We start from the raw sequence: 21329 nt of genomic DNA, 5'->3' as shown, positions 1-21329 counted from the left end.
CGCTAATCTGGCAGCATGGGCGGGAATCCGACATATCAGGGCATCGAACTCGACGCGGACACGGCGCTGGCGCTGCTTGAATGGCAGGCCGAGATGGGCGCGGACGAACCTGTCGCCGATGTGCCGCTTGACCGATTCGCCTTGCAGGACCGGCCCCGCGCCGCCGCGCCTGCGCCTGCGCCGACGGTTCGGCCCGTGGCGGCGAAACCTGCGGGCGAGCCGGAGCCGCCGGTAGCCGAGGCCGAAGCGCTGGCGGCCTCTGCCGACAGTCTGGAAACCCTGGCGACCCTGCAGGAACGGTTCGACGGGATCGAACTGAAGAAGGGCGCGCGGAATTTCTGTTTCTCGGACGGCAATCCCAAGGCGCGGGTTCTGATTCTGGGCGAGGCTCCGGGCGATCAGGAGGATCGCGAGGGCAGGCCCTTTGTCGGGCGTGCCGGGCAGTTGCTGGATCAGATGTTCGGCGCGATCGGGCTGTCGCGGGATGCGGTGGATGCCGAAAAGGCGCTGTATATCATCAATGTCCTGACATGGCGCCCCCCCGGAAACCGCGATCCCAGCCCCGAGGAAATCGCGCTTAGCCTGCCATTCGTCCGCCGCCATATCGAACTGGCCGCGCCCGATCTGATCGTGCTGATGGGCAATATTCCCTGTCAGGCCGCCCTTGGCCGCCGCGGTATCCTGCGCCTGCGCGGCACCTGGACCGAGGCATTCGGGCTGCCCGCAATACCGATGACCCATCCCGCCTATCTGCTGCGCAACCCGCCCGCCAAACGCGAGGCGTGGGCGGATCTGCTGTCGATCGTCGCGCGGCTGGAGGGCTAGGCGGCACAGCTGGGGCGCAGGTCGGCCGGCTTTGTCGAGTGTGACGGTTTTAAACTGAACATGGCTGCGGGTTTTTTTGCGTCCCGCGATGGCCGGGGGATTTTGCATCCCCCGGACCCCCTGCAAGGTATTTGAGCAAAGAAGAAGAGTGGAAGCCGGGGCAGGCAGGGTCGGATGACATTTGTCCGGTCATTACTCTTCGTCAGTCCCTGAATTCGGCCCATTCGGGTTCATTCGCGAAGACGAAATCGTAATATTCGCGGCCTTCAAGCCGGCTTGCCGCCGCCTCGTCGACGATGATCTTGCAATTCGGGTGAAGCTGAAGCGCCGAGGCGCTGATCATCGAGGTCACCGGCCCCTCGACGGCGCGGGCGACGATGGCGGCCTTGGCCGGACCGGTCGCTAGCAGGATCAGTTCCCGCGCGTCCAGAATCGTGCCGACGCCCATCGTCAGGGCGCGTTTCGGCACCCGGTCCGGGTCGCCGCCGAACATCCCGGCATTCTGCGCCCGCGTCACCGGGGTGAGCGCCTTGTCGCGGGTTCGCGACATCAGCGAGGATAGCGGTTCGTTGAAGCCGATATGCCCCGCCTCGCCGATCCCCAGAAGCTGAAGATCGATGCCCCCGGCCTGTGAAATCCGGTTTTCGTAATCCTGCGCCGCCGCCTTCAGATCGGCTGCCGCGCCATCGGGGACATGCGTATTGGCCAGATCGATATCGACCTTCGAGAACAGATGTTCGTTCATATAGCTGCGATAGGAATTCGGATCCTCGGGCGACAGGCCGATATATTCGTCAAGGTTGAAGCTGGTGCAGCGGGCCAGCGACACGCCGCTGGCGACCAGTTCGGCATAGACCCGCTCCATCGTCCGGCCGGTGGCAAGGCCCAGAACCGCGTCGGGTTTCGCGCGTATCCGCGCCTCAAGCAGCCTTGCGACCAGCCTGACGGCCTGTTCGGCGCTGTTGCGGGTTATGACTTCCATTCGCTTATTCTCCCGTTGCCGGAAACAGATCGGCCAGATCCTGCGACGCCGCGACCGCGCGGCCCTGATCCAGCACGTCATGCAGCGTGCCATCCTGCCAGCGGCGCAGACGGTAAAGCGTTGCAAAGGTGAAATCCGGCGCGGCCTGACCCTGGCCCATGACAAGCTCTCCGCCCCTGCGCACATTGTCGATCATCCAGCCGGGCAGGCGCAGGTGATAGGGATTCCGCCGCACCTCGCCCACATGACAGGACAGGGCGGCGATCAGATCCGCGACATCATGCTCGCCGGATTCGACCATCAGGTTGGGGTTGTCCATCGCGCCCCAGAACTCGGTTTCGACGACATGGCAGGCAAAATCCCGGGGCTGATCGCGCAAAGCATCGGTCAGCAGCAGATGCGTGCCGATATGGGTCTGGTTCCAGTCATCGTCATGCGGGAAGAACACGACCTGCGGGCGATGCGCCGTGATGATCCCCGAAATGACATCCACGGCGCTGCGCCAATGCGGCGCCTCCTGTTCGCGGGTTTCCGGCCGGATCCGGGTCAGCCCGCCATCGCCGGTCGCGATCAGGCCGAAGCCCAAAGCGGCGCAACCCTGCGCCAGTTCCTGCCAGCGTTCGGTACGCCTGTCCTCGCGGCTGCCCTGCGTGACGGCGACATTGACGATACGGTAACCAAGTTCGCGCAACAGTCGCAGCGGCAGGCCGCCGATGATGCATTCGTCATCGGGATGCGGGGCAAAGATCAATGCGGTTGGCGCGTCTTCCGCCTGCGCCTGCCCGGTCATGGCAGGGAAACCGCCAAGCGGCAAATCCCGGCCCTGCGCAAGCAGCCGCGCGAAATCCGACACATATTGCCTGTATGGGTTTTTCTCCGCCATTCCGTCCGGTCCTCGCCCTGTTCCTGCCTTTGTGCATAAATGACGGGGGGGCAAGGCTTGTGCAAGCGCCGTGTTCGGGATCGGGGATATGTGGGGCGTGGCAGCGGGATAGGATATATCCCGAACCAGCACGATCCGGCTATGTCCCCGCGCGGAATCAAGGGCCGCAGGCCCGCCGCGCAGCACCCGGTGAGGCGGTCGCGTTTTACCGTCGGATCACCCTGAAACGATCCTCCTTCCCGCGCATTTCTTCTTTGCTCAAATACCTTGCAGGGGGCGCGGGGGATGCAAAATCCCCCGCTTGGGCATTTCACGGCGCTTCCACTCTTCGCTTTCGGGGCCTGCCGCGATAAGAGCATGCGCATGACTGGCCAAAGCCTCACCTCATTGCCGTCGCTGTCCCCGGATCAGGCCGATGCGTGGGACAGTCTGGCGGAATGCTTCCTTTCGGCAGGGATCGACCTGACGAGCGAGGAATTGCTGCCGCCGCTTCCCGGAAAGGGCCGGGTCATGGCGGTGATCGGCAAGGCCGGGTCGGGCAAGACCTTGCTTCTGTCTGAAATCACCCGCGCCCTGCGCGAAGCGGGCGTCGAACTGGTCAGTGCCGATTACGAGGGCCGCGCCCGCAAGGACCGCCGCACGGTCGCGATCCTTGCCCCCACGAACAAGGCCGCCTCGGTCCTGCGCAACAGGGGCGTTCCGGCCACGACGATCCACCGCATTCTTTATACGCCGGTCTATGACCCGGAATATGAACGCATCGCCGAATGGCTGGCGGGCGACGCCACCCGCCCCACGATCGAGGGTCTGACCGATGCCGCGCTTGACCGCGCAAAGGCGTTCTACGACCAGAATGCCAGCATACCCGGCGCTTTGGCTGCGGCGGGGCTGCGCGGCTCGGATTTCATCAAGGGCTGGAAACGGCGCGAGGACGGGCTGGATATCGGGCTGATCGACGAAGCCTCGATGCTGGACGAGAAGCAATTCGAGGATCTGCGCGAGATTTTCCCGATGCTGGTCCTGTTCGGAGATCCGGCGCAGCTTGCCCCGGTGGGTCAGTCGGGCGAGATGGTCTTCGACCGGCTGACCGAATCCCAACGGCTGATGCTAAGCCGGATCCACCGTCAGGCCGATGACAGCCCGATCCTCGATCTGGCCCATGCGCTGGCCGATGAGGGCCTTGAGTTCCGCGAATTCGAACAGATGATCCGCGACGCCGCCTCCCGCGATCCCCGCGTGATCTGGGCTGAAAGGGTGGAAAGCGATCTGATGGCCCGCAGTCCGGTTCTGGTCTGGCGCAATGCCACCCGGATCCGGCTGATCCATGCGTTCCGCACCGCTTTCGGCGCGCCCGGCGATGCGCTTCTGCCCGGTGAGCCGCTGATCTGCGACGGGCTGGAACTGCCGTTGAAACATCGCAAGAAGCGCATCGACCTTGAGGCGCGGGGGCTGATCAAGGGGGCGCAGGTGGTCTATCTGGGGCCGGGCCGCAAGCCGGGCTTTTCGCGGCTGCATGTGATCGGAGCCGAGGATCCCCGCCTGTCCGCCGCCAGCATCGTCAAGATCGAGATGCCGGATGCCGAGGAACCTTTCATCCCCTTTGCCGCCAATATGGGCGCGGCTTTCCTGCATGGCGCGGCGGTTACGATCCACAAGGCGCAGGGCTCACAGTGGCCGGATGTGCAGGTCTTTGGCCCCGATATCAGTGCCGCCGCATGGTCGGGGCGTTCGGAAGCCGGGATCCCGCTATGGAAGCGGCTGGCCTATGTGGCGATCACCCGCGCGCAGGAGCGGCTTTACTGGATCACCCGGGCAAGGCTGGCCCGCCCCTCGGCCGCGCTGTCGACCGAGGATCTGGCCGCGCCCGCCGCTCCGCTGGCGCTTGAAAGCGGTGAGGGGTGAACCGGGCGCTGCCCGGCCGGCCTGCGGTCCTTGATTCCGGGCAGGTAGATAGTGGCGTTGTGTTCATTTCGCGGCCCGCTATGGGGGGGGGCCAGCCCCCCGCGCCCCCGAGGTATTTGGACAAAGAAGAAGAGGCAGAAGTTATCGCCGTAGCGACACGGGCGATCATGACGCGGAGGCCCCGGCGCGTTTCAGCGTTTCGCGCTTTTCGATCCGTTCGATCGACAGGCGCAGGGCTTCGACCAAAGCTTCTTGCGGGATGCCGGTTTCCTTCGCCAGACGCATGATGCCGAAATGCACCCGCGCCATTTCCTGATAATAACGCACGAATGTGAAATTGATCGAGGCGCCGACGAAAGCGCCAAGCACCGGGGCCGCCTGCACCGCAAGCTTCTGGCCCAGCGAAATCGAGAGTTTCGGCGCCACCTTGCTGATCAGCCCCTGCACGGTTTGCCCGGTGATCGACAGGCGCGCCGCCAGCAGGCCGAAATCGGCATCGTCATCATCGGCCATAGGACCGGCGGCGGCGAAGATGCGCAGGCATTCTAGCCGCACCTCGTCGCTGTCGGGATCAAGCCCGTGTTCGGCGGCGATCCCCAGCATTGCCCGAAGCAGCAGCGTTACCGTCACCGGCAGTTCGACCATCGCGCCGGCGAAGCCTCCGGCGCCGCCCGCTGCGCCGCTGACCGAGGTGGCCATGCGGTTGAACCAGTCGCCGCGATCGCGAAAATAGCGCCGCGATCCCGAGGCCGCCGAAAAGGCCCGGTTCAGGGCAAAGCGGGTGATTCCGTCAAGCCGGACCCGCACGAATGCGGGCAGCCTTTGAATCAGCCCGTCGGCGCTGTTGCCGACCTTGCTGAGAAGTTCTATCCCCAGCCCGCCGGCGCCGGCATGGCGCCGCGCAAGCCGGTCGATCTGGTCATGAACACCCGGATCCTTGATTGGAGGCAGCACCTGCTGCGCTTTGGTCATCATCTTGCCGGTCACTCACCTGCCTTGTTTCTCGGTTATCCGCAAGAATATGGGGAGCCCGGGCGGGTTTCGCCAGTCCACCCGGCCCGGGCGAGGAGATGGCGCGACCGTCGGCGGGTCAGATCACGCCCCCCGGGGCGATGTCCTGCGTGACCGGGCCTTCCACGCCTGCCCAGGCGCCATTCTGCAATTCCAGTCCCAGAACCCGCTCGGGATTGGTGGGTGGCGGCATTTCCACATGTTCAAGCCGGGCGAAGCCGAAGCGTGAATAATAGGGCGCATCGCCGACCAGCATGACGCGCGACCAGCCCAGATCCCGGGCGCGGCCAAGGCTGTCATGCATCAGAAGCGCCCCCAGCCCCTCGCCCTGCGCCGTCGGGTGTACCGCGATGGGCCCGAGCAGCAGGCAGCGCTGCCCGGCCACGCGGACCGGCCAATAGCGGATCGCGGCGCGCAGGCTGCCTTCGTCGCGCAACAGCAGGCAAAGTTCCGCCACCGGCCTGACGCCGTCGCGCAGGCGATAGGAAGACAGCGCTGTCCGCCCTGGCGCGAAACACAGGTCGAAAAGCATCTCGACCTCGTATTCATCCGCGGCCGTCTCGGGGCTGATCTGGAACATGGCGCCTCCGTTTTTCGCGCCTTTAGCATGACGTGGCGGCATGCGGAATATTGCGCAGGATGAAATCCGGTGGCAGGTTGACCGCAAGCTCTGCAAAGGAAAACCATGTTTTACCGACCCGAGGCCGGTCACGGTCTGCCGCATAATCCCTTTAACGCGCTTGTCGCACCCCGGCCCATCGGCTGGATCTCGACCCGTGGCGGGCAGGGCGACAATCTTGCGCCCTATTCCTTTTTCAACGCCGTCGCCTATGTGCCGCCGCAGGTGATGTTCGCCTCGACCAGTGCCAAGCCCGACCGCAAGGGCACCAAGGACAGCGTGGCGCAGATCATCGAATCGGGGGTGTTCTGCGTGAATATCGCCACCGGCGACATGCGGGATGCGATGAATGCGAGTTCGGCGCCGCTTCCCGCCGGAAGCAGTGAGTTTCAGGCTGCCGGGATTCAGGCGGTGGAATGCGAAAGCATCGATTGCCCGCGCGTGGCAGATGCCGCCGCCGCGCTGGAATGCCGGATGACGCAGGTGCTGCCGCTGGCGGGCAAGGCGAATATGATGGTGCTTGGCGTCGTGACCGGCGTGCATATCCGCGATGACTGCATCGTCGGGGGCAGGTTCGATCCACGTGCCGCGGGCGGCTGGCTCGCCCGGCTTGGATATAAGGATTACACTGCGGTGACAGAGCTTTTCGAGATGGAACGCCCCGGATGAGACAATCGGCATGAACAGATCGGTCAAGGATTATATCCGCAGTATCAAGGATTTCCCGCATGAAGGGATCATGTTCCGCGATGTGACGACACTGTTTGCGGATGCGCGCGGGTTCCGCATGGCGATCGACCAGCTTCTGAATCCCTATGCGGGGTTGCGGATCGATCGGGTCGCGGGGCTGGAGGCGCGGGGGTTCATCCTTGGCGGCGCGGTTGCGCATCAGCTGTCCACCGGCTTCGTGCCGATCCGCAAGAAGGGCAAACTGCCCGGCACAGTGATCTCGGAATCCTATCAGCTTGAATATGGCGAAGCGGTGATGGAGGTCCATGACGACGCCTTCCGCGAGGGCGAGCGGGTTTTGATCGTGGATGATCTGCTGGCGACCGGAGGCACCGCCGAGGCCGGGATCAAGCTGTGCCGCCGTCTTGGGGCCGAGGTGATCGGCTGCGCTTTCGTTATCGATCTGCCGGAACTGGGCGGGCGCAAGCGGCTGGAGGCGATGGATATGCCGGTTCATGCGCTGTGCGAGTTCGACGGGGCGTGAGGGGGTGGGGCGTGATGGGGCAATCAACCCTGCCTCGCGAGATTTCGGCATGGGGCAGCTATGATGGCTGAATTATCTTGAATTTGTTACAGTCACTTGCCGCGGCCCGCCCGCCCGGAATCAAGTGCCGCAGGCACGCCGGGCCGCGCCCGACCGCCCCTATGGGCGGGCGCTTTGGCGAAGTGATCTCATCATTTCAGCTTTGCCCCGGGGTTGCGCCATAAATCGTGATGCGTAACCGGTAAAGCGCCCACCCGCGGCCGGGCACTGCCCGGCTTTGACTGGCCCGGCCTTATCCCTTCAGCAGTGCCAGTGCCGGCGCGGTTTCCTTGACGGGTTTGGTGACGATATAGCTGTAATAGCGCCGCACGCCCGCGCGGCTTTCCAGAAGCCCGTCCATCAGCGACTGGAACGCAGCGATATCGCCGGTGATCACCTGCATCAGGTAATCGTACCCGCCGCCGATTGCCCAGCAGCCGGTCACCTCGTCCATCCGCGCGATGATCCGCTCGAATATCTGGAAATTCTCGGCCCGGTGGTTTTCCAGTTCGACGGTCACGAAGACCTGTACATGCGCGGCAAGCGCGTTCAGATCGATCTCGGCGCGATAGCCGCGGATCAGTCCGGCTTTCTCAAGCCGCTTCATCCGCTCCCAGCAGGGGGTCGGCGACAGGTTCACGCGCGCCGCCAGATCCGTCTTGGCGATCCGTCCCTCACGCGAGAGGGTCGCGAGGATGGCAATGTCGCGGTCATCGAGGCGTATCGAATTCATGACGCACTTCTTTCCGGGGCGCCCGAGAATGTCAATCTGGACAAATTGCCCCGCCTTGGTGATTCTGGGGAAATGTCGCATTGGCCCCTGACCCGAGAGGATATCCACCGCCCTGCCTATCGCAGTCTGGCTCAGGGCATTGCTTCTGCCATCGACTCGGGCAGCTTGCGGCCCGGCGACCGGCTGCCGCCACATCGTGATCTTGCATGGCGGCTGGGGCTGTCGGTGCAGACGGTCAGCCGCGCCTATGAGGAACTGATCCGCGCCGATCTGATCTCGGGCGAGGTGGGGCGGGGAAGCTTTGTCAAATCCGGCCCGCGGGAAACGGTCGAGGTGCCGTGGTACCGTGCGGGATCCGACCGCCCGCCGGTCGATCTTTCGATGATGACCCCGGTCTGCCTGCCGGCGATTGCCGAGGCGTGGCGGGACTCCATGCACCGGATTGCGGACCGGATGCCCGATCCGGTGATCTATTCCTTCCGGCCGCGCCAGACCATGGCGCTTTATGGCGGGATGGCGGCGGCGTGGCTTGCGCGTTGCGGCATGGTGCTGCCTGCCCAGCGGATCCTGATCACCAATGGCTGCACGCCCGCCCTGATGATCGCGCTGATGAGCGTGGCGAATCCCGGCGACCAGATTGCTACCGAAAGCTCTACCTGCCACACGCTCAAGCCCGCGCTGCGGCATCTGCATCTTCGGATGCGTGGGATCGAAGGGGATGAGCGCGGCATGCTGCCCGAGGCGCTTGCCGCCGCGGCGCGGGCTCCGGGCAACAAGCTGCGGGCGGTCTTTCTTCTGCCTTCGGGCGCGGGGCCGTTCGCGCGGATCGTGGATCGCGAGCGACGCGAGGAACTGGCCCGTACGGCGGCGGAAAACGGGCTGATCATAATCGAGGACGACGCGCTGGGTCCGGTTGCGCCGCGCAGGCCGCCGCCGGTTTCCGCCTTTGCGCCGGAATGCAGCCTTTATTTCACCGGCCTGACGAAATGCCTGTCACCGGGGCTGCGGCTGGGCTTTCTGGCAATGCCCGAAAAGCTGGCAGAGCGCGTATTGAACCGGCATCTGTCCCTTTCATGGATGGCGACGCCGATCATGGCCGAGATCGCGCGGGACTGGATGGAACGCGGCATTGCGGACGGCTTGCTGACCGCGCAGCGCCGGGAACTGGCGCAGCGTAACCGGCTGGCGCAGCGGCTGCTTGGCGGGCGCAGCAAGGGGTTTCCGCACGGGTTGCACCGCTGGCTGCCGCTGCCCTTTGGCACCGATGAGCAAGAGTTGATTCGCGCGGCGCTAAAGCGCGATGTCGCGATTGCCCCCGGCTCGGGATTCGCGGTGATCGACCGCGCTCCGGCGCTGCGAATTTGCCTTGGAGGGGCGAATGAACGGGATCTGGAGAATGGGTTAACCGCGATTTCGGCGCTCCTGCCTGATCAAAGCGGGGTTTGCGATCCTGTTGTTTGACAGTCTGATCTCAAATTGTCATGATTTAATATAGGAATTGACTTGAGATTTTGTTGCGCGGAACTCTCGGTCTTGGCCAGAGCGGATATTTTGACCCGAATCCTGCAAATCGGAGGTCACGGGTGAATTGTGTAACAAGGCCCAAAAACAGGAGGTAAGATGACTTATAAAACCATTACCGCTGCGAGCGTCGCCGCTTTGCTGCTTGGCGCGAGCGGTGCGACGGCAGAAACATGGCGCTATGCGTTCGAAGAGGCGCTGGAAGAGGTGCAGGGCAAGTTCGCCCAGAAGTTCAAGGAAGAGGTCGAGGCGAATTCCGACCATGAAATCCAGCTTTTCCCCTTTGGCACATTGGGTGAATCGGCGGATATCATGGAGCAGGCGCAATCCGGCATTCTGCAATTCGTCGATCAGTCGCCCGGTTTCACCGGCGCGTCGATCCCCGAAGCGCAGGTTTTCTTCGTGCCCTATCTTCTGCCCGAGGATCAGGGCCAGCTGGTCGAGTTCTTCCGCACATCGAAAACCATCCACGAACTGTTCCCGCCGCTTTACGCCAATCAGGGACTGGAACTGCTGACCATGTTCCCCGAGGGCGAGGTGGTGATGACCACCCAGAAAGAGGTCAAGTCACCCGAGGATCTGAACGAGGTCAAGTTCCGGGTGATGACCAATCCGCTGCTGGTGGACAGTTACGAAGCCTTTGGCGCGACGCCTACGCCGCTGCCCTGGGGCGAGGTTTATGGCGCGTTGCAGACCGGTATCATCCAGGGTCAGGAGAACCCGGCCTTCTTCGTGGAATCGACCAAGATGTACGAGGTGGCGAATCACATCACGCGCCTTGGGCATAACAACTTCACGACCGCCGTCATGGCGAACAAGGATTTCTATGACGAGCTTCCGGATGAGGACAAGAAGGTCATCGATGACGCGATTGCCGCGGCCTTCGACTATATTGTCGAGTATCAGGAGGGGCTGACCGAAGAGTCGCTGGCCAAGATCCAGGAAGCCAAATCCGATGTGGTCATCACCACCCTGACCGAGGAAGAGCGCGCGCCATTCAAGGCGACGGCCGAGTCGGTCGAGGAGAAATTCCTGGAAATCGGCGGCGCGCAGGCGCAGGAAATCCTTGACCAGATGAAGGCTGACCTTGCTGCCGTGGGCGACGACGGCGGCGAAGCGTCGTCGACCGCCGAGGGCGAGGCCGCGGCCGACGAGGCCGCGATGGATGCCGCCGAAGAAGAGGGCGAAGCGGCTGCCGAAGGCGAGGCCGCAGAGCCGGAAGCTGCACCGGAAGCGGAGGCTGCCGAGGGCGAAGTTCCGGCAGAAGATGAGGCTCCGGCAGAGGGCGAAGCCGCAGAGGGTGAAGCCGGAAACTGATCCGGCTGGCCTGTGATCCGTGAACTGGCCGATTCCCGGCCAGTTCATCCGGTGGTTATTTTTGATGAGAGGCCCTGGTCCCAATGCCTGACGACAAGCACGCTCCTGAGCCTGATCCCGATGTGGTTGCGGGGGCCACGACTCCCGCTGTTGACGAGGACGATATCGACGATTCCCGATATGTGTCCGGCCTGCCGGGGTTTCTTGGGGTGATTGACGTTGGAATTGCCCGGATCGAGGCGCTTCTTCTGGCGATCGGCGTACTGTTGATGGCGGTGAACACCATGGTCAACGTGGTGGGCAGGATTATCGGTAACACATTGTATTTTACCGAGGAACTTAATCAGGCACTGATCATCCTGATCACATTTGCGGGTATCTCCTATGCCGCGCGGCATGGGCGGCATATCCGCATGTCGGCCTTTTTCGATGCGCTGAGCCCGCCTTTGCGCAAGCCGCTGATGATCTTTATTTCAGTGGTCACGGCGGCGGCGATGTTCCTTCTGACATGGTATTCGGTAGGCTATGTCATCGATCAGGCCGGGCGCGGACGGATACTGCCCGCGATGCAGATTCCCCAATGGTGGATCATCATATGGGCGCCCTTGGGCTTTTTCCTGACCGGGCTGCAATATGCGCTGACCGCGATCAAGAATATCACCGACGAGAATATCTGGCTCTCGACCAGCACGCTCGAAGGCTACGAAGACAGCAAGGAAGAGGAGATCTGAGCCATGACCTGGGCTATTTTCGGCACGATGATCGTCCTTTTGCTGCTGGGGTTTCCGATGATGGTTCCGCTGATCGCCGGGGCGCTGATCGGGTTCATCGGGCTTTTCGGCGGTTTCGGGCAGATCGAAACAATGGTGCAGCAGATCATGGCCGGGATTCGCCCCGCCAGCCTGATCGCGGTGCCGATGTTCATCTTTGCCGCAGATATCATGACGCGCGGGCAATCCGCGAACAGGCTGATCGATCTGGTGATGACATTCGTCGGACATATCAAGGGCGGGCTGGCCATTTCGACCGCCGGAGCCTGTACCATGTTCGGCGCGGTATCCGGCTCGACCCAGGCGACGGTAGTCGCGGTTGGCGGGCCGCTGCGTCCAAGGATGCTGAAGGCGGGCTATAATGACAATTTCGTTCTGGCGCTGATCGTCAACGCGTCCGATATCGCCTTCCTGATCCCGCCCTCGATCGGCATGATCATCTATGGCGTCGTCTCGGGTACCTCGATCGCCGAGCTGTTCATCGCCGGGATCGGGCCGGGGCTGCTGATCCTCGCGTTCTTCTCGATCTACTCTTATATCTACGCCGTCAGGAACAATGTGCCCACCGAACCCAAGGCGACATGGGCCGAACGTGGAACCGCGCTGAGACGGGCGCTGTGGCCGCTTGGTTTTCCGGCGATCGTCATCGGCGGGATCTATGGCGGTTACTTCTCACCGACCGAGGCGGCGGCGGCCTGTGTGCTGTATGCGCTTATTCTTGAAATGGGCGTGTTCCGGGAAATGAGCCTCAAGACGCTTTACGCCACTGCGAAATCGACCGGGTTGATCACGGCGGTCGTTTTCATTCTGGTCGGCGCGGGCGCGGCCTTTTCCTATGTCATCAGTTTCGCGCAGATTCCGCAGCATTTGCTTGGCGCTATCGGTATCGACCAGATGGGGCAATATGGTGTGCTGTTCACGATCTCGGTCGCGTTTTTCATCGGCTGCATGTTCGTTGATCCGATCGTGGTGATCCTGATCTTCGTGCCGATCTTTGCGCCGGTGGTGAAGGCGGTTGGTCTTGACCCGGTGCTGGTCGGGACGATCATCACCCTGCAGGTCGCCATCGGCAGCGCAACACCGCCATTCGGCTGTGACATCTTCACCGCCATCGCCGTCTTCAAGCGGCCCTATATCGAGGTCATTAAGGGGACTCCGCCCTTTATCCTGATGCTGTTGACGGTTGCGGTGCTGTTGATCTTCTTCCCGCAGATCGCATTGTTCCTGCGCGATCTTGCCTTTAACAAATAGGGAGGCGTATGGATGTTTGAACGTATCCTGATCGCCTATGACGGCTCTCACGGGGCCGAGAGGGCGCTGGTCAAGGCGACCGAATTGGCCAAGCTATGCGGAGCGCAGCTGATTGCGTTGACGGTTTACCGGCATCATTCGATGCTGGAAGCCTCGTTGTCGATGGTGCGGGGCAGCATGGAACCGGGCAGCAACCTGGACGAATCCATGCGCGGCGCCGCCCGCGAGGCGGCGAATTACGCGAAAAGCCATGCGAAGGATCACGGGGTCGGGCAGGTCAGTGCCTTCATCAAGGCAGGGCAGCCCGCGCGGACCATCGTCGGCTTCGCGCATGAGAAGAATTGCGACCTGATCGTTGTCGGCTCCCGCGGGATGGGTGCGACCGAAAGCTATCTGCTTGGCTCGGTCAGTCACAAGGTTACGGGCATCGCCGATTGCCCGGTTCTGGTCGTGTGAAGGAGGGCAGCATCCCATATGTGGCGCGACAATCTGTGCCGGTTCGGGCTGATCGCCCTTGCGACCGATATGACGATCGAAGGCGATTCCCTGCGGCTGCTGCCTGACAGCTGCCGCCTTCATGTGACGCGGATTGCCTTTGACAATCCCACCACTGCCGAAAATCTGCTGAAGACCGGTCCCCGCCTGCGGGCAGCGTCCGAGTTGCTGGTTCCCGGCGTGGAATTGCAGGGAATCGGCTTTGCCTGCACCTCGGCTGCGGCGGTTCTGGGGCCGAAGGTTCAGGAAGAGATCGGCGGCCGTGCCCCGGTCACGACGCCCGCAGGGGCGGCGCTGCGGGGATTCGAGGCGCTGGGCGTCAGGCGGGTTGCCCTGATGACGCCATATATGCAGGAGGCCTCGGATCTGGTGGGGGATCATTTCGCCGCGCATGGGGTGGATGTCGTCTCGCGTCGGGCGATGGGCCATGCCGATGATCGCGACATGGCGCTGTTGCCCGGCGATGAGGTGATCCGTTTCGCATTGGAATCGGATCATCCGGATGCCGAGGCGCTGTTCATGTCCTGCACCGCATTGCCCGCCGTCGCCGTGATCGAAGAGATCGAGGCGAAACTGGGCAAGCCGGTCATCAGTTCCAATCAGGCCCTGTTCTGGGCGATGTTGGATATTGCGAAAGTCCCCGCTAAAGGGGTGGGGCAATTGTTCAGGGTGCGTACATGGTGACAATGGAAGATGTTCAGGCCGCGGGCGAGCGGATCCGCGATATGGTGCGAGAAACGCCGGTGAAAGCCTCGGCCAGTCTGTCGGCGCTTGCCGGTGGGCCGGTCTGGCTGAAATGCGAGCACCGGCAGGAGACCGGGGCGTTCAAGCTGCGGGGCGCCTCGAACGCGGTGGCGCGGCTGGGCGATGTGGCGGGCGTGACCACGGCTTCGACCGGCAATCACGGCCGCGCGCTGGCGCATGCGGCGCGTCAGCTTGGCATGCCGGCGGTGATCTGCGTGTCGCGGCTTGTCCCGCAGAACAAACTGGCCGCGATCGAGGCGCTGGGGGCCGAGGCGCGGGTGATCGGTGCCAGTCAGGATGAGGCGTTCAATGAGGCTTACAGGCTGAAACATGACGAAGGTTTCGCCCTGATCCCGCCTTTCGATCATGAGGATGTGATCGCCGGCCAAGGCACGCTAGGCATGGAGATCATCCGGCAAATCCCGGATGCGGCGACACTGGCGATCCCGCTGTCGGGCGGCGGATTGCTGGCGGGGGTGGCACTGGCCGCGAAATCGCTGAGGCCCGATATCCGGATCGTCGGCATCAGCATGGAGCGCGGCGCGGCGATGGCCGCCAGCCTGAAGGCGGATCACCCGGTCGAGGTCGAGGAACTGGAGACGCTGGCGGATTCGCTTGGCGGCGGGATCGGTTTGAAGAACCGGTTCACCTTTCCGATGGTGCGGGAGCTGATGGACGAGCTGATCCTGCTGTCCGAGGACGAGATCGCCACCGGTATCCGCCATCTGGCGCTGGAGGATAACGAGGTGGTCGAAGGGGCCGCCGCTGTCGGTTCCGGTGCAATAATTGCCGGAAAACTGCAAGCGGCGGGCGGGCCGCTGGTGTTGATACTGTCGGGAGGGAATATCGATCCCGAACGTCACGCCGAAATCGTCAGAGGTGCCAAATGAGCGATATTCTCGTTCTCTCGGAAGAGCAGTTGCGCGAACGCATCCATCTGAACCCGGCCATGATCGATGTGATCGAAAAGGCTTTCGCCACGCTTGCCGACGGCGGCGTGGTGATGCCTCCGGTCATGTCGATGCATATGCCCGACGTGAATGGCGAGCTGGATGTGAAAACCGCTTATGTGCCGGGGCTTCCGGGTTTCGCGGTGAAACTGTCTCCGGGGTTTTTCGACAATCCGTCCAAGGGTTTGCCTTCGACCTCGGGGCTGATGGTGGTGCTGTCGGCCGAGACGGGCCGGGTGCGGGCAGTGCTGTTGGATAATGGTTATCTGACCGATCTGCGCACCGCTGCGGCGGGCGGTGTCGCGGCCCGGCATCTGTCGCGCGAGGATTCGCGCCATGCCGCGATTTTCGGGGCGGGGCTTCAGGCAAGGCTGCAATTGCAGGCTTTGGCGATGGTGCGGCCCATCGAGAAGGCGGTGATCTGGGCGCGGGATCCCGTCAAGGCCGAGGCTCTGGCCCGCGAGATGGATGGCGAGGGCCTGCATTGCCGCGCCGTGGCCGATGCGGAAGAGGCGGCGGGGTTCGCCGATGTGATCGTGACCACAACCCCTGCCAGCCGCCCGATCCTGAAGGCCGAATGGCTGCGCCCCGGTCAGCATGTCACCGCGATGGGCAGCGATCAGGCGGGCAAGAACGAGCTAGATCCGCTTTGTCTGGACCGAGCGGATCTGTATGTCGCCGACCGGGTCAGCCAGACCGAGCTGATGGGCGAATTGCGGGCGGCGATCGGCGCAGGCTTTTTTCCCGACCGCAGTGGCATTCCCGAACTTGGCGGGATCGTTACCGGTCGCCATCCGGGCCGGACCGGCCCCGATCAGATCACCATTGCCGATCTGACCGGAACCGGCGTGCAGGATACGGCCATCGCCATGCATGTGCTGGCGGCATTTTCCGAGTAAGGCCGTGCGTAGGGCGCGTTGGGGGTTGTGCCGCGCTGTTTCCTTGGGGAAGCAGCAGCCAACAAAGCGTCGCCCGGCTCTGCCAGTTTGACTTTTCTTGATTAAACCATTTCATCGATAAGGACCACGAATGCCCGAATTGCAACGAACACCCGAGCGATTCTCGACCGAGGAATATGAAGAGCGCCTGAAAAAGACACGCTGCTCCATGGCGAAACTGGGGCTTGATCTGCTGATCGTCAGCGATCCGTCCAATATGGCCTGGCTGACCGGCTATGACGGCTGGTCCTTTTATGTGCATCAATGCGTGATCGTCGGCCCGGATGGCCCGCCGATCTGGTTCGGGCGCGGGCAGGACGCCAATGGCGCGTTGCGCACCGTCTGGATGAGCGAAGAGAATATCATCGGCTATCCCGATTACTATGTGCAGTCGGTCGAGCGACATCCGATGGATTACCTGTGGGCGCAGCTTGCCGACCGCAACTGGCATCGCGGTTTCATTGGCGTCGAGATGGACAATTACTGGTATTCCGCCAAGGCGCATGAGCGGCTGGTTTACGGCCTGCCCGAGGCGCAGATCCTTGACGCCACCGGCCTTGTGAACTGGCAGCGGGCGGTCAAGACGCCGAAAGAGCTGCAATATATGCGCAAGGCTGCGCGTATCGTCGAACGCATGCATCGCCGTATCGCCGACAAGGTCGAAGTGGGGATGCGCAAATGCGATCTGGTGGCCGAGATCTATGACGCCGGTCTGCGCTATGACGAATGGTCCAGTCATGGCGGCGATTACCCGGCCATTGTGCCGTTGTTGCCGTCCGGGCCGGATGCCGCCGCGCCGCATCTGACCTGGGACGATCAGCCGATGAAGAATAACGAAGGCACCTTTTTCGAGATCGCCGGCTGTTATCAGCGTTACCATGCGCCGCTGTCGCGGACGATCTTTCTGGGCAAGCCGCCGCAAGAGATCCTTGAAGCCGAGAAAGCGGTTTTGGAAGGCATGGAGGCGGGGCTTTCCGCTGCCCGCGCGGGCAATACATGCGAGGATATCGCGGCTGCCTTCTTTACCGTTCTGGACCGTTACGGGATCGAGAAGGACAACCGTACCGGCTATCCCATCGGGCTGTCCTATCCGCCCGACTGGGGCGAGCGCACCATGTCGCTGCGCCGGGGCGACCGGACCGAGCTGAAACCGGGCATGACCTTTCATTTCATGACCGGGCTGTGGATGGAGGATTGGGGTTACGAGACCACGGAATCCATTGTCATCACCGAACGCGAGCCGGAACTCTTGTGTAATATCCCGCGCCGGATGCTGGTGAAATCATGAGCGCGAATCCGATTCAGCCGACGATTCCGCTGGACGGGCAGGGCAAGCAGCATGGGTTCCTGCGCCTGCCCTATTCGCGCAATGACAGCGCATGGGGCAGCGTGATGATCCCGGTTACCGTGATCGCGAACGGGCAAGGACCGACCGCGCTTTTGACCGGCGGCAATCATGGCGACGAATATGAGGGACCGATTGCGCTGCAACAGCTTGCATGGGAGATCGAGCCCCAGGATGTGACGGGACGAATCATCATCGTGCCCTATATGAACTACCCGGCCTTCCGGGCGGGGGCGCGGGTCAGTCCCATTGATCAGGTTAACCTTAACCGCGCCTTTCCGGGGCGGGCCGACGGCACGGTCAGCCAGAAGATCGCCAATTATTTCAACGATGTGCTGGTGCCGATGGCGGATGTGGTGCTGGATTACCATTCCGGCGGGAAGACGCTGGATTTCCTGCCCTATGCGGCGGCGCATTATCTGGATGACAAGCGGCAGCAGGAAGCATGTGTCGAGGCGGTCAAGGCTTTCGGCGCGCCTTATAGCATGATGATGCTGGAGATCGACAGCGTGGGCATGTTCGATACTGCGGTGGAATCACAGGGCAAGCTGTTCGTCACGACCGAACTGGGCGGCGGCGGGACGGCTACAGCATACTCGGCCGGGATTGCGATCCGGGGGGCGCTGAATCTGCTGAAGCATACCGGCATTCTGGCGGGTGAGATAGAGTCGCCCGAAAATTCGCAGATGCTGGACATGCCGGATGGCGGATGTTTCCATTTCGCCAGTCGCGACGGGCTGTTGCAATTGCTGGCCGATCTGGGTGACGAGGTCGCGGCAGGTCAGCCCATCGCGCGGATCTGGCCCCCCGACCGGACCGGGGCCGCCCCCGAGGAAGTGGTTGCCAATCGCGGCGGGATCCTTGCCGCCCGCCATTTCCCTGGGCTTGTGCAAAGCGGGGATTGTCTGGCCGTGATCGCGGATGTGACCCTGAACGGATAGAGGGCTTGCCCGCAGGGTCGTGGGTCCGGCCCTGCGGGAACTGGTCAGCCGCCGAAGATCGCGCCGCGGGTTTCCATGATCCATGCGGCGATGATCGCGAAGATGACATGGCCGGTCAACGCGACCCAGGTGATGCCGGTGAAGCCAAGAAAGGGCGGATTTCCGGCGATCAGATGCGCCATGATGTAAAGCGCGAAGATCCACAGGACTACACCATAGACGAGTGCGGTTACCAGCCACGGTAAATCGGGCATGACCCTTTGCTGAATCGGACGCGCGATCAGGTACCAGCCAAGGGGATAGAACAGGAGGCCAGTGATCACATGCAGCAGATAAGCCAGCTCTGGCGAGCGGAAACCGGTCAGGACCTGTATCGTCTGGGTCGCCAGAGGCACCGGAGCCAGTCGCGAGCCGCCAATAAGCGGGCTGATTGCTTGCCCATAGCTATCAAAGGCGAGCGTCGCCAGAGCCCCGGCAGCGAGCATGGTATAAATATGAGATTCCGTTTTCTGTTCGATCATTCTGTCGTCTCGCTTTGAATATTGCCTGAGCGGCGGGCCGTTATGTTGAATGTGCATGCAGATACGTGGATGGATGGCCAAGTGTTACGGCGATTCTCTGATCTGCCCGGCCCGGAGGAGGCTGACATGGCGAGTTTTCCACAGGGCAATGCGGCGTGCGCATTTGATGACGCAACGGATAAGTCATTGTTTATATGTAATTATTGCGGAAAATATATTCACTCATAGGTTAAGTAATTGACTTACAGAACGCCTTAGGGTAGAAAAACCACATGCTGGGAAAAGTGGGTATGCGGCCGGGGTGATCCCCTTGGCCGCTTTTTCATTTTTCGGCTCGTGCGGACAGAAACAGGGCGCGAGGCGATTTTCATGAATGACAAGAGACAGGACAAATCCGGGTGCAAGCGCGATCCGGAGGTGTTTTCCGTGAAAGAGGGTGACAAGCAGGAGTGTGGCCGGCCGGACACCGATCCTGAAGAGGCGATCGAGACGGCGACATGGCTGTTCTGGGACTATGTGAAGGATTTGCGCGTCAAGCGCGAGGCGATTTCCGCCAGCGACTGGGATTCGCTGGACGGGGCAGAGCTGAAGCGGGTCACGGAGACCGCGAAAACGGTTCGGCAAGCGATCCATTTGCTGATGGAAGAGAGGCAGAAGCTTGAAAAATACCGCAAGAATAATCCCCGGGACGGAGGACCCGGGTTCGATCTTGACGCCGCGCGGGATGAGATCGGGCGCCGTCTGGCTTGCCTGCGCCGCGCCGGAGGAGGTTGAGGAATTCCTTGCCGGGCTGAGCGAACATGCTTTGCTGGCGCTGCCATGGTTGTTCGAGTTCTGGGCAATGCCGCATCAGCTTGCCCCGGATGGCGACTGGAAAAGCTGGGTCGTCATGGGCGGGCGCGGTGCGGGCAAAACCCGTGCCGGAGCGGAATGGGTGCGCGCGCAGGTCGAGGGTGCTACGCCGGACGCGCCGGGTCGCTGTCGCAGGGTGGCGCTGATCGGGGAAACCTTCGATCAGGTGCGCGAGGTCATGGTGATGGGCGATAGCGGGATACTGGCCTGCTGCCCGCCCGACCGCCGTCCGGTCTGGGAGGCCGGGCGGCGGCGGCTTGTCTGGCCAAATGGGGCCGTGGCGACCTGTTATTCCGGGCATGAGCCGGAGGCGCTGCGGGGACCTCAGTTCGATGCGGCATGGGTGGATGAGTTGGCGAAGTGGAAGCGTGCCGAGGAATGCTGGGACATGCTGCAATTCGCCTTGCGGCTGGGGGCGCATCCGCAGCAGGTGATTACGACGACTCCGCGCAATGTGGCCGTGCTGAAGCGGATCGTCCGGCAGGCCTCGACTGTGGTGACACATGCGCCGACCGAGGCGAACCGCGCCTATCTGGCGGAAAGTTTCCTGGCCGAGGTGCAGGCGCGTTACGGCGGCACGAGAATGGGGCGGCAGGAGCTGGAGGGCGTGTTGCTGGAAGATGCCGAGGGGGCGCTGTGGACGACGGCGATGCTGGAGGCGTGCCGGGTGGATGCTTTCGGTGATCTGGACCGGATCGTTGTGGCGGTTGATCCGGCGGTGACCAGCGGCGGTGACGAATGCGGGATCGTGGTGGCTGGTGTGCGGGCAGAGGGGGATCCTTCGGGCTGGCGGGCCTGTGTCCTGGAGGATGCGACGGTACGGGGTAGTCCGCTGGATTGGGCGAAGGCGGCGGTGGCGGCCTTGCGGCGGCATGGGGCCGAGCGGTTGGTGGCCGAGGTCAATCAGGGCGGCGATCTGATCGAGAATGTGGTGCGGCAGGTTGATCCTTTGGTTCCGTTCCGGGCCTTGCGAGCCTCGCGAGGGAAGGGAATGAGGGCGGAGCCGGTGGCGGCGCTGTACGAGCAGGGGCGGGTGAAGCATCTGCGCGGGCTGGGGGCGCTTGAGGATCAGATGTGCCGGATGACGCTGCGCGGCTATGATGGGCAGGGAAGCCCGGACCGCGTCGATGCACTGGTCTGGGCGCTGCATGAGCTGATGATCGGACCGGCGGCGCAGTGGCGGCGACCGCAGATGCGGGTTTTGTGAGGCGGCGCAATGCCCGACCGTCGGGTGGGCGTCAACGGTGGCGGTCTGCAGTTTATGGTGCAACCCCTTATGAGGCTGAACTGGCAGGAGAACGGCACCAAAACGCCCATCTGGTGAGACGGACGGGCGTTGCGCTGCGGGCCGCTGGCCCGCGTATCGCGCGGGGGATGTAGCGGGTTGGTTTGGGTTTAGTCCGGGGCTCTGCCCCGTCGCCGTTCCGGCGACTCCCCGAGGTATTTGGGCAAAGAAGAAGGGCCGTCCCGGTGGGGC

22 protein-coding genes are annotated in these 21329 nt (G+C 62.9%); 16 read left to right on the top strand and 6 right to left on the bottom strand.

From position 1 onward, the window contains the following. The first annotated feature begins 15 nt into the window (after positions 1 to 15). A complete protein-coding gene (locus tag Q0601_RS13885) occupies positions 16 to 825 on the top strand; it encodes a uracil-DNA glycosylase (RefSeq protein ID WP_305290448.1) in 810 nt (269 codons plus the stop codon). Between the two features lie 202 nt (positions 826 to 1027). Here the strand turns inward: Q0601_RS13885 and nagB are convergent, their stop codons facing one another. Then, positions 1028 to 1807 (bottom strand): glucosamine-6-phosphate deaminase, encoded by a 780-nt coding sequence (gene nagB / locus Q0601_RS13880; protein ID WP_305290447.1) that lies wholly within the window; start codon positions 1805 to 1807, stop codon positions 1028 to 1030. A gap of 4 nt (positions 1808 to 1811) precedes the next feature. Then, positions 1812 to 2690, bottom strand: coding sequence for a PIG-L deacetylase family protein (locus Q0601_RS13875; RefSeq protein WP_305290446.1), 879 nt, complete (start codon positions 2688 to 2690; stop codon positions 1812 to 1814). A gap of 363 nt (positions 2691 to 3053) precedes the next feature. On the opposite strand from Q0601_RS13875, the gene Q0601_RS13870 reads away from it, so the two are divergent. Then, on the top strand, positions 3054 to 4592 hold the full coding sequence (locus tag Q0601_RS13870) for an ATP-dependent DNA helicase (RefSeq protein ID WP_305290445.1): 1539 nt from the start codon (positions 3054 to 3056) through the stop codon (positions 4590 to 4592). A gap of 165 nt (positions 4593 to 4757) precedes the next feature. On the opposite strand, the gene Q0601_RS13865 is transcribed toward Q0601_RS13870, so the two are convergent. After that, positions 4758 to 5579, bottom strand: a complete 822-nt coding sequence (locus Q0601_RS13865; protein WP_305290444.1) for an EcsC family protein — start codon at positions 5577 to 5579, stop codon at positions 4758 to 4760. Positions 5580 to 5682: 103 nt separating this feature from the next. After that, positions 5683 to 6183, bottom strand: coding sequence for a GNAT family N-acetyltransferase (locus tag Q0601_RS13860; RefSeq protein ID WP_305290443.1), 501 nt, complete (start codon positions 6181 to 6183; stop codon positions 5683 to 5685). A 105-nt stretch (positions 6184 to 6288) separates the two neighbouring features. Here Q0601_RS13860 and Q0601_RS13855 point away from each other — a divergent pair, with 105 nt between their 5' ends. Further along, positions 6289 to 6891: a flavin reductase family protein gene (locus tag Q0601_RS13855; RefSeq protein WP_305290442.1), complete on the top strand. Its 603-nt coding sequence runs from the start codon at positions 6289 to 6291 to the stop codon at positions 6889 to 6891. Positions 6892 to 6901: 10 nt separating this feature from the next. Further along, positions 6902 to 7435 (top strand): adenine phosphoribosyltransferase, encoded by a 534-nt coding sequence (locus Q0601_RS13850; RefSeq protein WP_305290441.1) that lies wholly within the window; start codon positions 6902 to 6904, stop codon positions 7433 to 7435. 292 nt (positions 7436 to 7727) lie between these two features. On the opposite strand, the gene Q0601_RS13845 is transcribed toward Q0601_RS13850, so the two are convergent. Further along, a complete protein-coding gene (locus tag Q0601_RS13845; protein WP_305290440.1) occupies positions 7728 to 8207 on the bottom strand; it encodes an Lrp/AsnC family transcriptional regulator in 480 nt (159 codons plus the stop codon). A 72-nt stretch (positions 8208 to 8279) separates the two neighbouring features. Here Q0601_RS13845 and ehuR point away from each other — a divergent pair, with 72 nt between their 5' ends. The 10 genes from ehuR to doeB all read left to right on the top strand — a co-directional run bounded on the left by ehuR (position 8280) and on the right by doeB (position 18479). Further along, the gene (gene ehuR / locus Q0601_RS13840; RefSeq protein WP_305290439.1) at positions 8280 to 9668 is read left to right on the top strand and encodes a MocR-like ectoine utilization transcription factor EhuR; all 1389 of its coding nucleotides are present in this window, start codon (positions 8280 to 8282) and stop codon (positions 9666 to 9668) included. A 159-nt stretch (positions 9669 to 9827) separates the two neighbouring features. Next, on the top strand, positions 9828 to 11045 hold the full coding sequence (dctP, locus tag Q0601_RS13835; RefSeq protein ID WP_370656139.1) for a TRAP transporter substrate-binding protein DctP: 1218 nt from the start codon (positions 9828 to 9830) through the stop codon (positions 11043 to 11045). 83 nt (positions 11046 to 11128) lie between these two features. Then, positions 11129 to 11776: a TRAP transporter small permease gene (locus Q0601_RS13830; RefSeq protein WP_305290438.1), complete on the top strand. Its 648-nt coding sequence runs from the start codon at positions 11129 to 11131 to the stop codon at positions 11774 to 11776. Between the two features lie 3 nt (positions 11777 to 11779). Further along, positions 11780 to 13066: a TRAP transporter large permease gene (locus Q0601_RS13825; protein WP_305290437.1), complete on the top strand. Its 1287-nt coding sequence runs from the start codon at positions 11780 to 11782 to the stop codon at positions 13064 to 13066. Between the two features lie 12 nt (positions 13067 to 13078). Further along, the gene (locus tag Q0601_RS13820) at positions 13079 to 13522 is read left to right on the top strand and encodes a universal stress protein (protein ID WP_305290436.1); all 444 of its coding nucleotides are present in this window, start codon (positions 13079 to 13081) and stop codon (positions 13520 to 13522) included. Positions 13523 to 13540: 18 nt separating this feature from the next. Continuing rightward, positions 13541 to 14245, top strand: coding sequence for a maleate cis-trans isomerase family protein (locus tag Q0601_RS13815; protein WP_305290434.1), 705 nt, complete (start codon positions 13541 to 13543; stop codon positions 14243 to 14245). Continuing rightward, complete coding sequence (gene eutB, locus Q0601_RS13810; protein ID WP_305290433.1) at positions 14239 to 15195, top strand: hydroxyectoine utilization dehydratase EutB; 957 nt, start codon at positions 14239 to 14241, stop codon at positions 15193 to 15195. Before Q0601_RS13815 ends, eutB begins: the two co-directional genes overlap by 7 nt. Next, positions 15192 to 16154 carry a cyclodeaminase gene (locus tag Q0601_RS13805; protein WP_305290432.1) on the top strand — a complete coding sequence of 321 codons (963 nt, stop codon included), beginning with the start codon at positions 15192 to 15194 and terminating at the stop codon, positions 16152 to 16154. The genes eutB and Q0601_RS13805 overlap by 4 nt, the downstream gene beginning before the upstream one ends. Positions 16155 to 16284: 130 nt before the next feature. Beyond that, positions 16285 to 17481 (top strand): ectoine hydrolase DoeA, encoded by a 1197-nt coding sequence (doeA, locus tag Q0601_RS13800; RefSeq protein WP_119752148.1) that lies wholly within the window; start codon positions 16285 to 16287, stop codon positions 17479 to 17481. Further along, the gene (gene doeB, locus Q0601_RS13795; RefSeq protein ID WP_305290431.1) at positions 17478 to 18479 is read left to right on the top strand and encodes a N(2)-acetyl-L-2,4-diaminobutanoate deacetylase DoeB; all 1002 of its coding nucleotides are present in this window, start codon (positions 17478 to 17480) and stop codon (positions 18477 to 18479) included. The genes doeA and doeB overlap by 4 nt, the downstream gene beginning before the upstream one ends. Positions 18480 to 18523: 44 nt before the next feature. Here doeB and Q0601_RS13790 read toward each other — a convergent pair whose 3' ends face one another. After that, positions 18524 to 19000: a hypothetical protein gene (locus Q0601_RS13790; RefSeq protein WP_305290430.1), complete on the bottom strand. Its 477-nt coding sequence runs from the start codon at positions 18998 to 19000 to the stop codon at positions 18524 to 18526. Between the two features lie 369 nt (positions 19001 to 19369). Here Q0601_RS13790 and Q0601_RS13785 point away from each other — a divergent pair, with 369 nt between their 5' ends. Continuing rightward, positions 19370 to 19774: a permease gene (locus Q0601_RS13785; protein ID WP_305290429.1), complete on the top strand. Its 405-nt coding sequence runs from the start codon at positions 19370 to 19372 to the stop codon at positions 19772 to 19774. Beyond that, a complete protein-coding gene (locus Q0601_RS13780; protein ID WP_305290428.1) occupies positions 19725 to 21059 on the top strand; it encodes a DNA-packaging protein in 1335 nt (444 codons plus the stop codon). The genes Q0601_RS13785 and Q0601_RS13780 overlap by 50 nt, the downstream gene beginning before the upstream one ends. Positions 21060 to 21329 lie beyond the last annotated feature (270 nt).

It is taken from the genome of Paracoccus wurundjeri (assembly GCF_030678915.1).
Classification (GTDB): domain Bacteria; phylum Pseudomonadota; class Alphaproteobacteria; order Rhodobacterales; family Rhodobacteraceae; genus Paracoccus; species Paracoccus onubensis_A.
Note: the sequence above shows the minus strand (reverse complement) of the source record. Positions and strands in the feature narration are given on the sequence as shown.

Coding starts and splice junctions, on each gene's coding strand:
- Q0601_RS13885 (WP_305290448.1), top strand. CDS start 16: ATGGGCGGGAATCCGACATATCAGGGCATCGAACTCGACGCGGACACG.
- nagB (WP_305290447.1), bottom strand. CDS start 1,807: ATGGAAGTCATAACCCGCAACAGCGCCGAACAGGCCGTCAGGCTGGTC.
- Q0601_RS13875 (WP_305290446.1), bottom strand. CDS start 2,690: ATGGCGGAGAAAAACCCATACAGGCAATATGTGTCGGATTTCGCGCGG.
- Q0601_RS13870 (WP_305290445.1), top strand. CDS start 3,054: ATGACTGGCCAAAGCCTCACCTCATTGCCGTCGCTGTCCCCGGATCAG.
- Q0601_RS13860 (WP_305290443.1), bottom strand. CDS start 6,183: ATGTTCCAGATCAGCCCCGAGACGGCCGCGGATGAATACGAGGTCGAG.
- Q0601_RS13855 (WP_305290442.1), top strand. CDS start 6,289: ATGTTTTACCGACCCGAGGCCGGTCACGGTCTGCCGCATAATCCCTTT.
- Q0601_RS13850 (WP_305290441.1), top strand. CDS start 6,902: ATGAACAGATCGGTCAAGGATTATATCCGCAGTATCAAGGATTTCCCG.
- Q0601_RS13845 (WP_305290440.1), bottom strand. CDS start 8,207: ATGAATTCGATACGCCTCGATGACCGCGACATTGCCATCCTCGCGACC.
- ehuR (WP_305290439.1), top strand. CDS start 8,280: ATGTCGCATTGGCCCCTGACCCGAGAGGATATCCACCGCCCTGCCTAT.
- dctP (WP_370656139.1), top strand. CDS start 9,828: ATGACTTATAAAACCATTACCGCTGCGAGCGTCGCCGCTTTGCTGCTT.
- Q0601_RS13830 (WP_305290438.1), top strand. CDS start 11,129: ATGCCTGACGACAAGCACGCTCCTGAGCCTGATCCCGATGTGGTTGCG.
- Q0601_RS13825 (WP_305290437.1), top strand. CDS start 11,780: ATGACCTGGGCTATTTTCGGCACGATGATCGTCCTTTTGCTGCTGGGG.
- Q0601_RS13820 (WP_305290436.1), top strand. CDS start 13,079: ATGTTTGAACGTATCCTGATCGCCTATGACGGCTCTCACGGGGCCGAG.
- Q0601_RS13815 (WP_305290434.1), top strand. CDS start 13,541: ATGTGGCGCGACAATCTGTGCCGGTTCGGGCTGATCGCCCTTGCGACC.
- eutB (WP_305290433.1), top strand. CDS start 14,239: ATGGTGACAATGGAAGATGTTCAGGCCGCGGGCGAGCGGATCCGCGAT.
- Q0601_RS13805 (WP_305290432.1), top strand. CDS start 15,192: ATGAGCGATATTCTCGTTCTCTCGGAAGAGCAGTTGCGCGAACGCATC.
- doeA (WP_119752148.1), top strand. CDS start 16,285: ATGCCCGAATTGCAACGAACACCCGAGCGATTCTCGACCGAGGAATAT.
- doeB (WP_305290431.1), top strand. CDS start 17,478: ATGAGCGCGAATCCGATTCAGCCGACGATTCCGCTGGACGGGCAGGGC.
- Q0601_RS13790 (WP_305290430.1), bottom strand. CDS start 19,000: ATGATCGAACAGAAAACGGAATCTCATATTTATACCATGCTCGCTGCC.
- Q0601_RS13785 (WP_305290429.1), top strand. CDS start 19,370: ATGAATGACAAGAGACAGGACAAATCCGGGTGCAAGCGCGATCCGGAG.
- Q0601_RS13780 (WP_305290428.1), top strand. CDS start 19,725: ATGAGATCGGGCGCCGTCTGGCTTGCCTGCGCCGCGCCGGAGGAGGTT.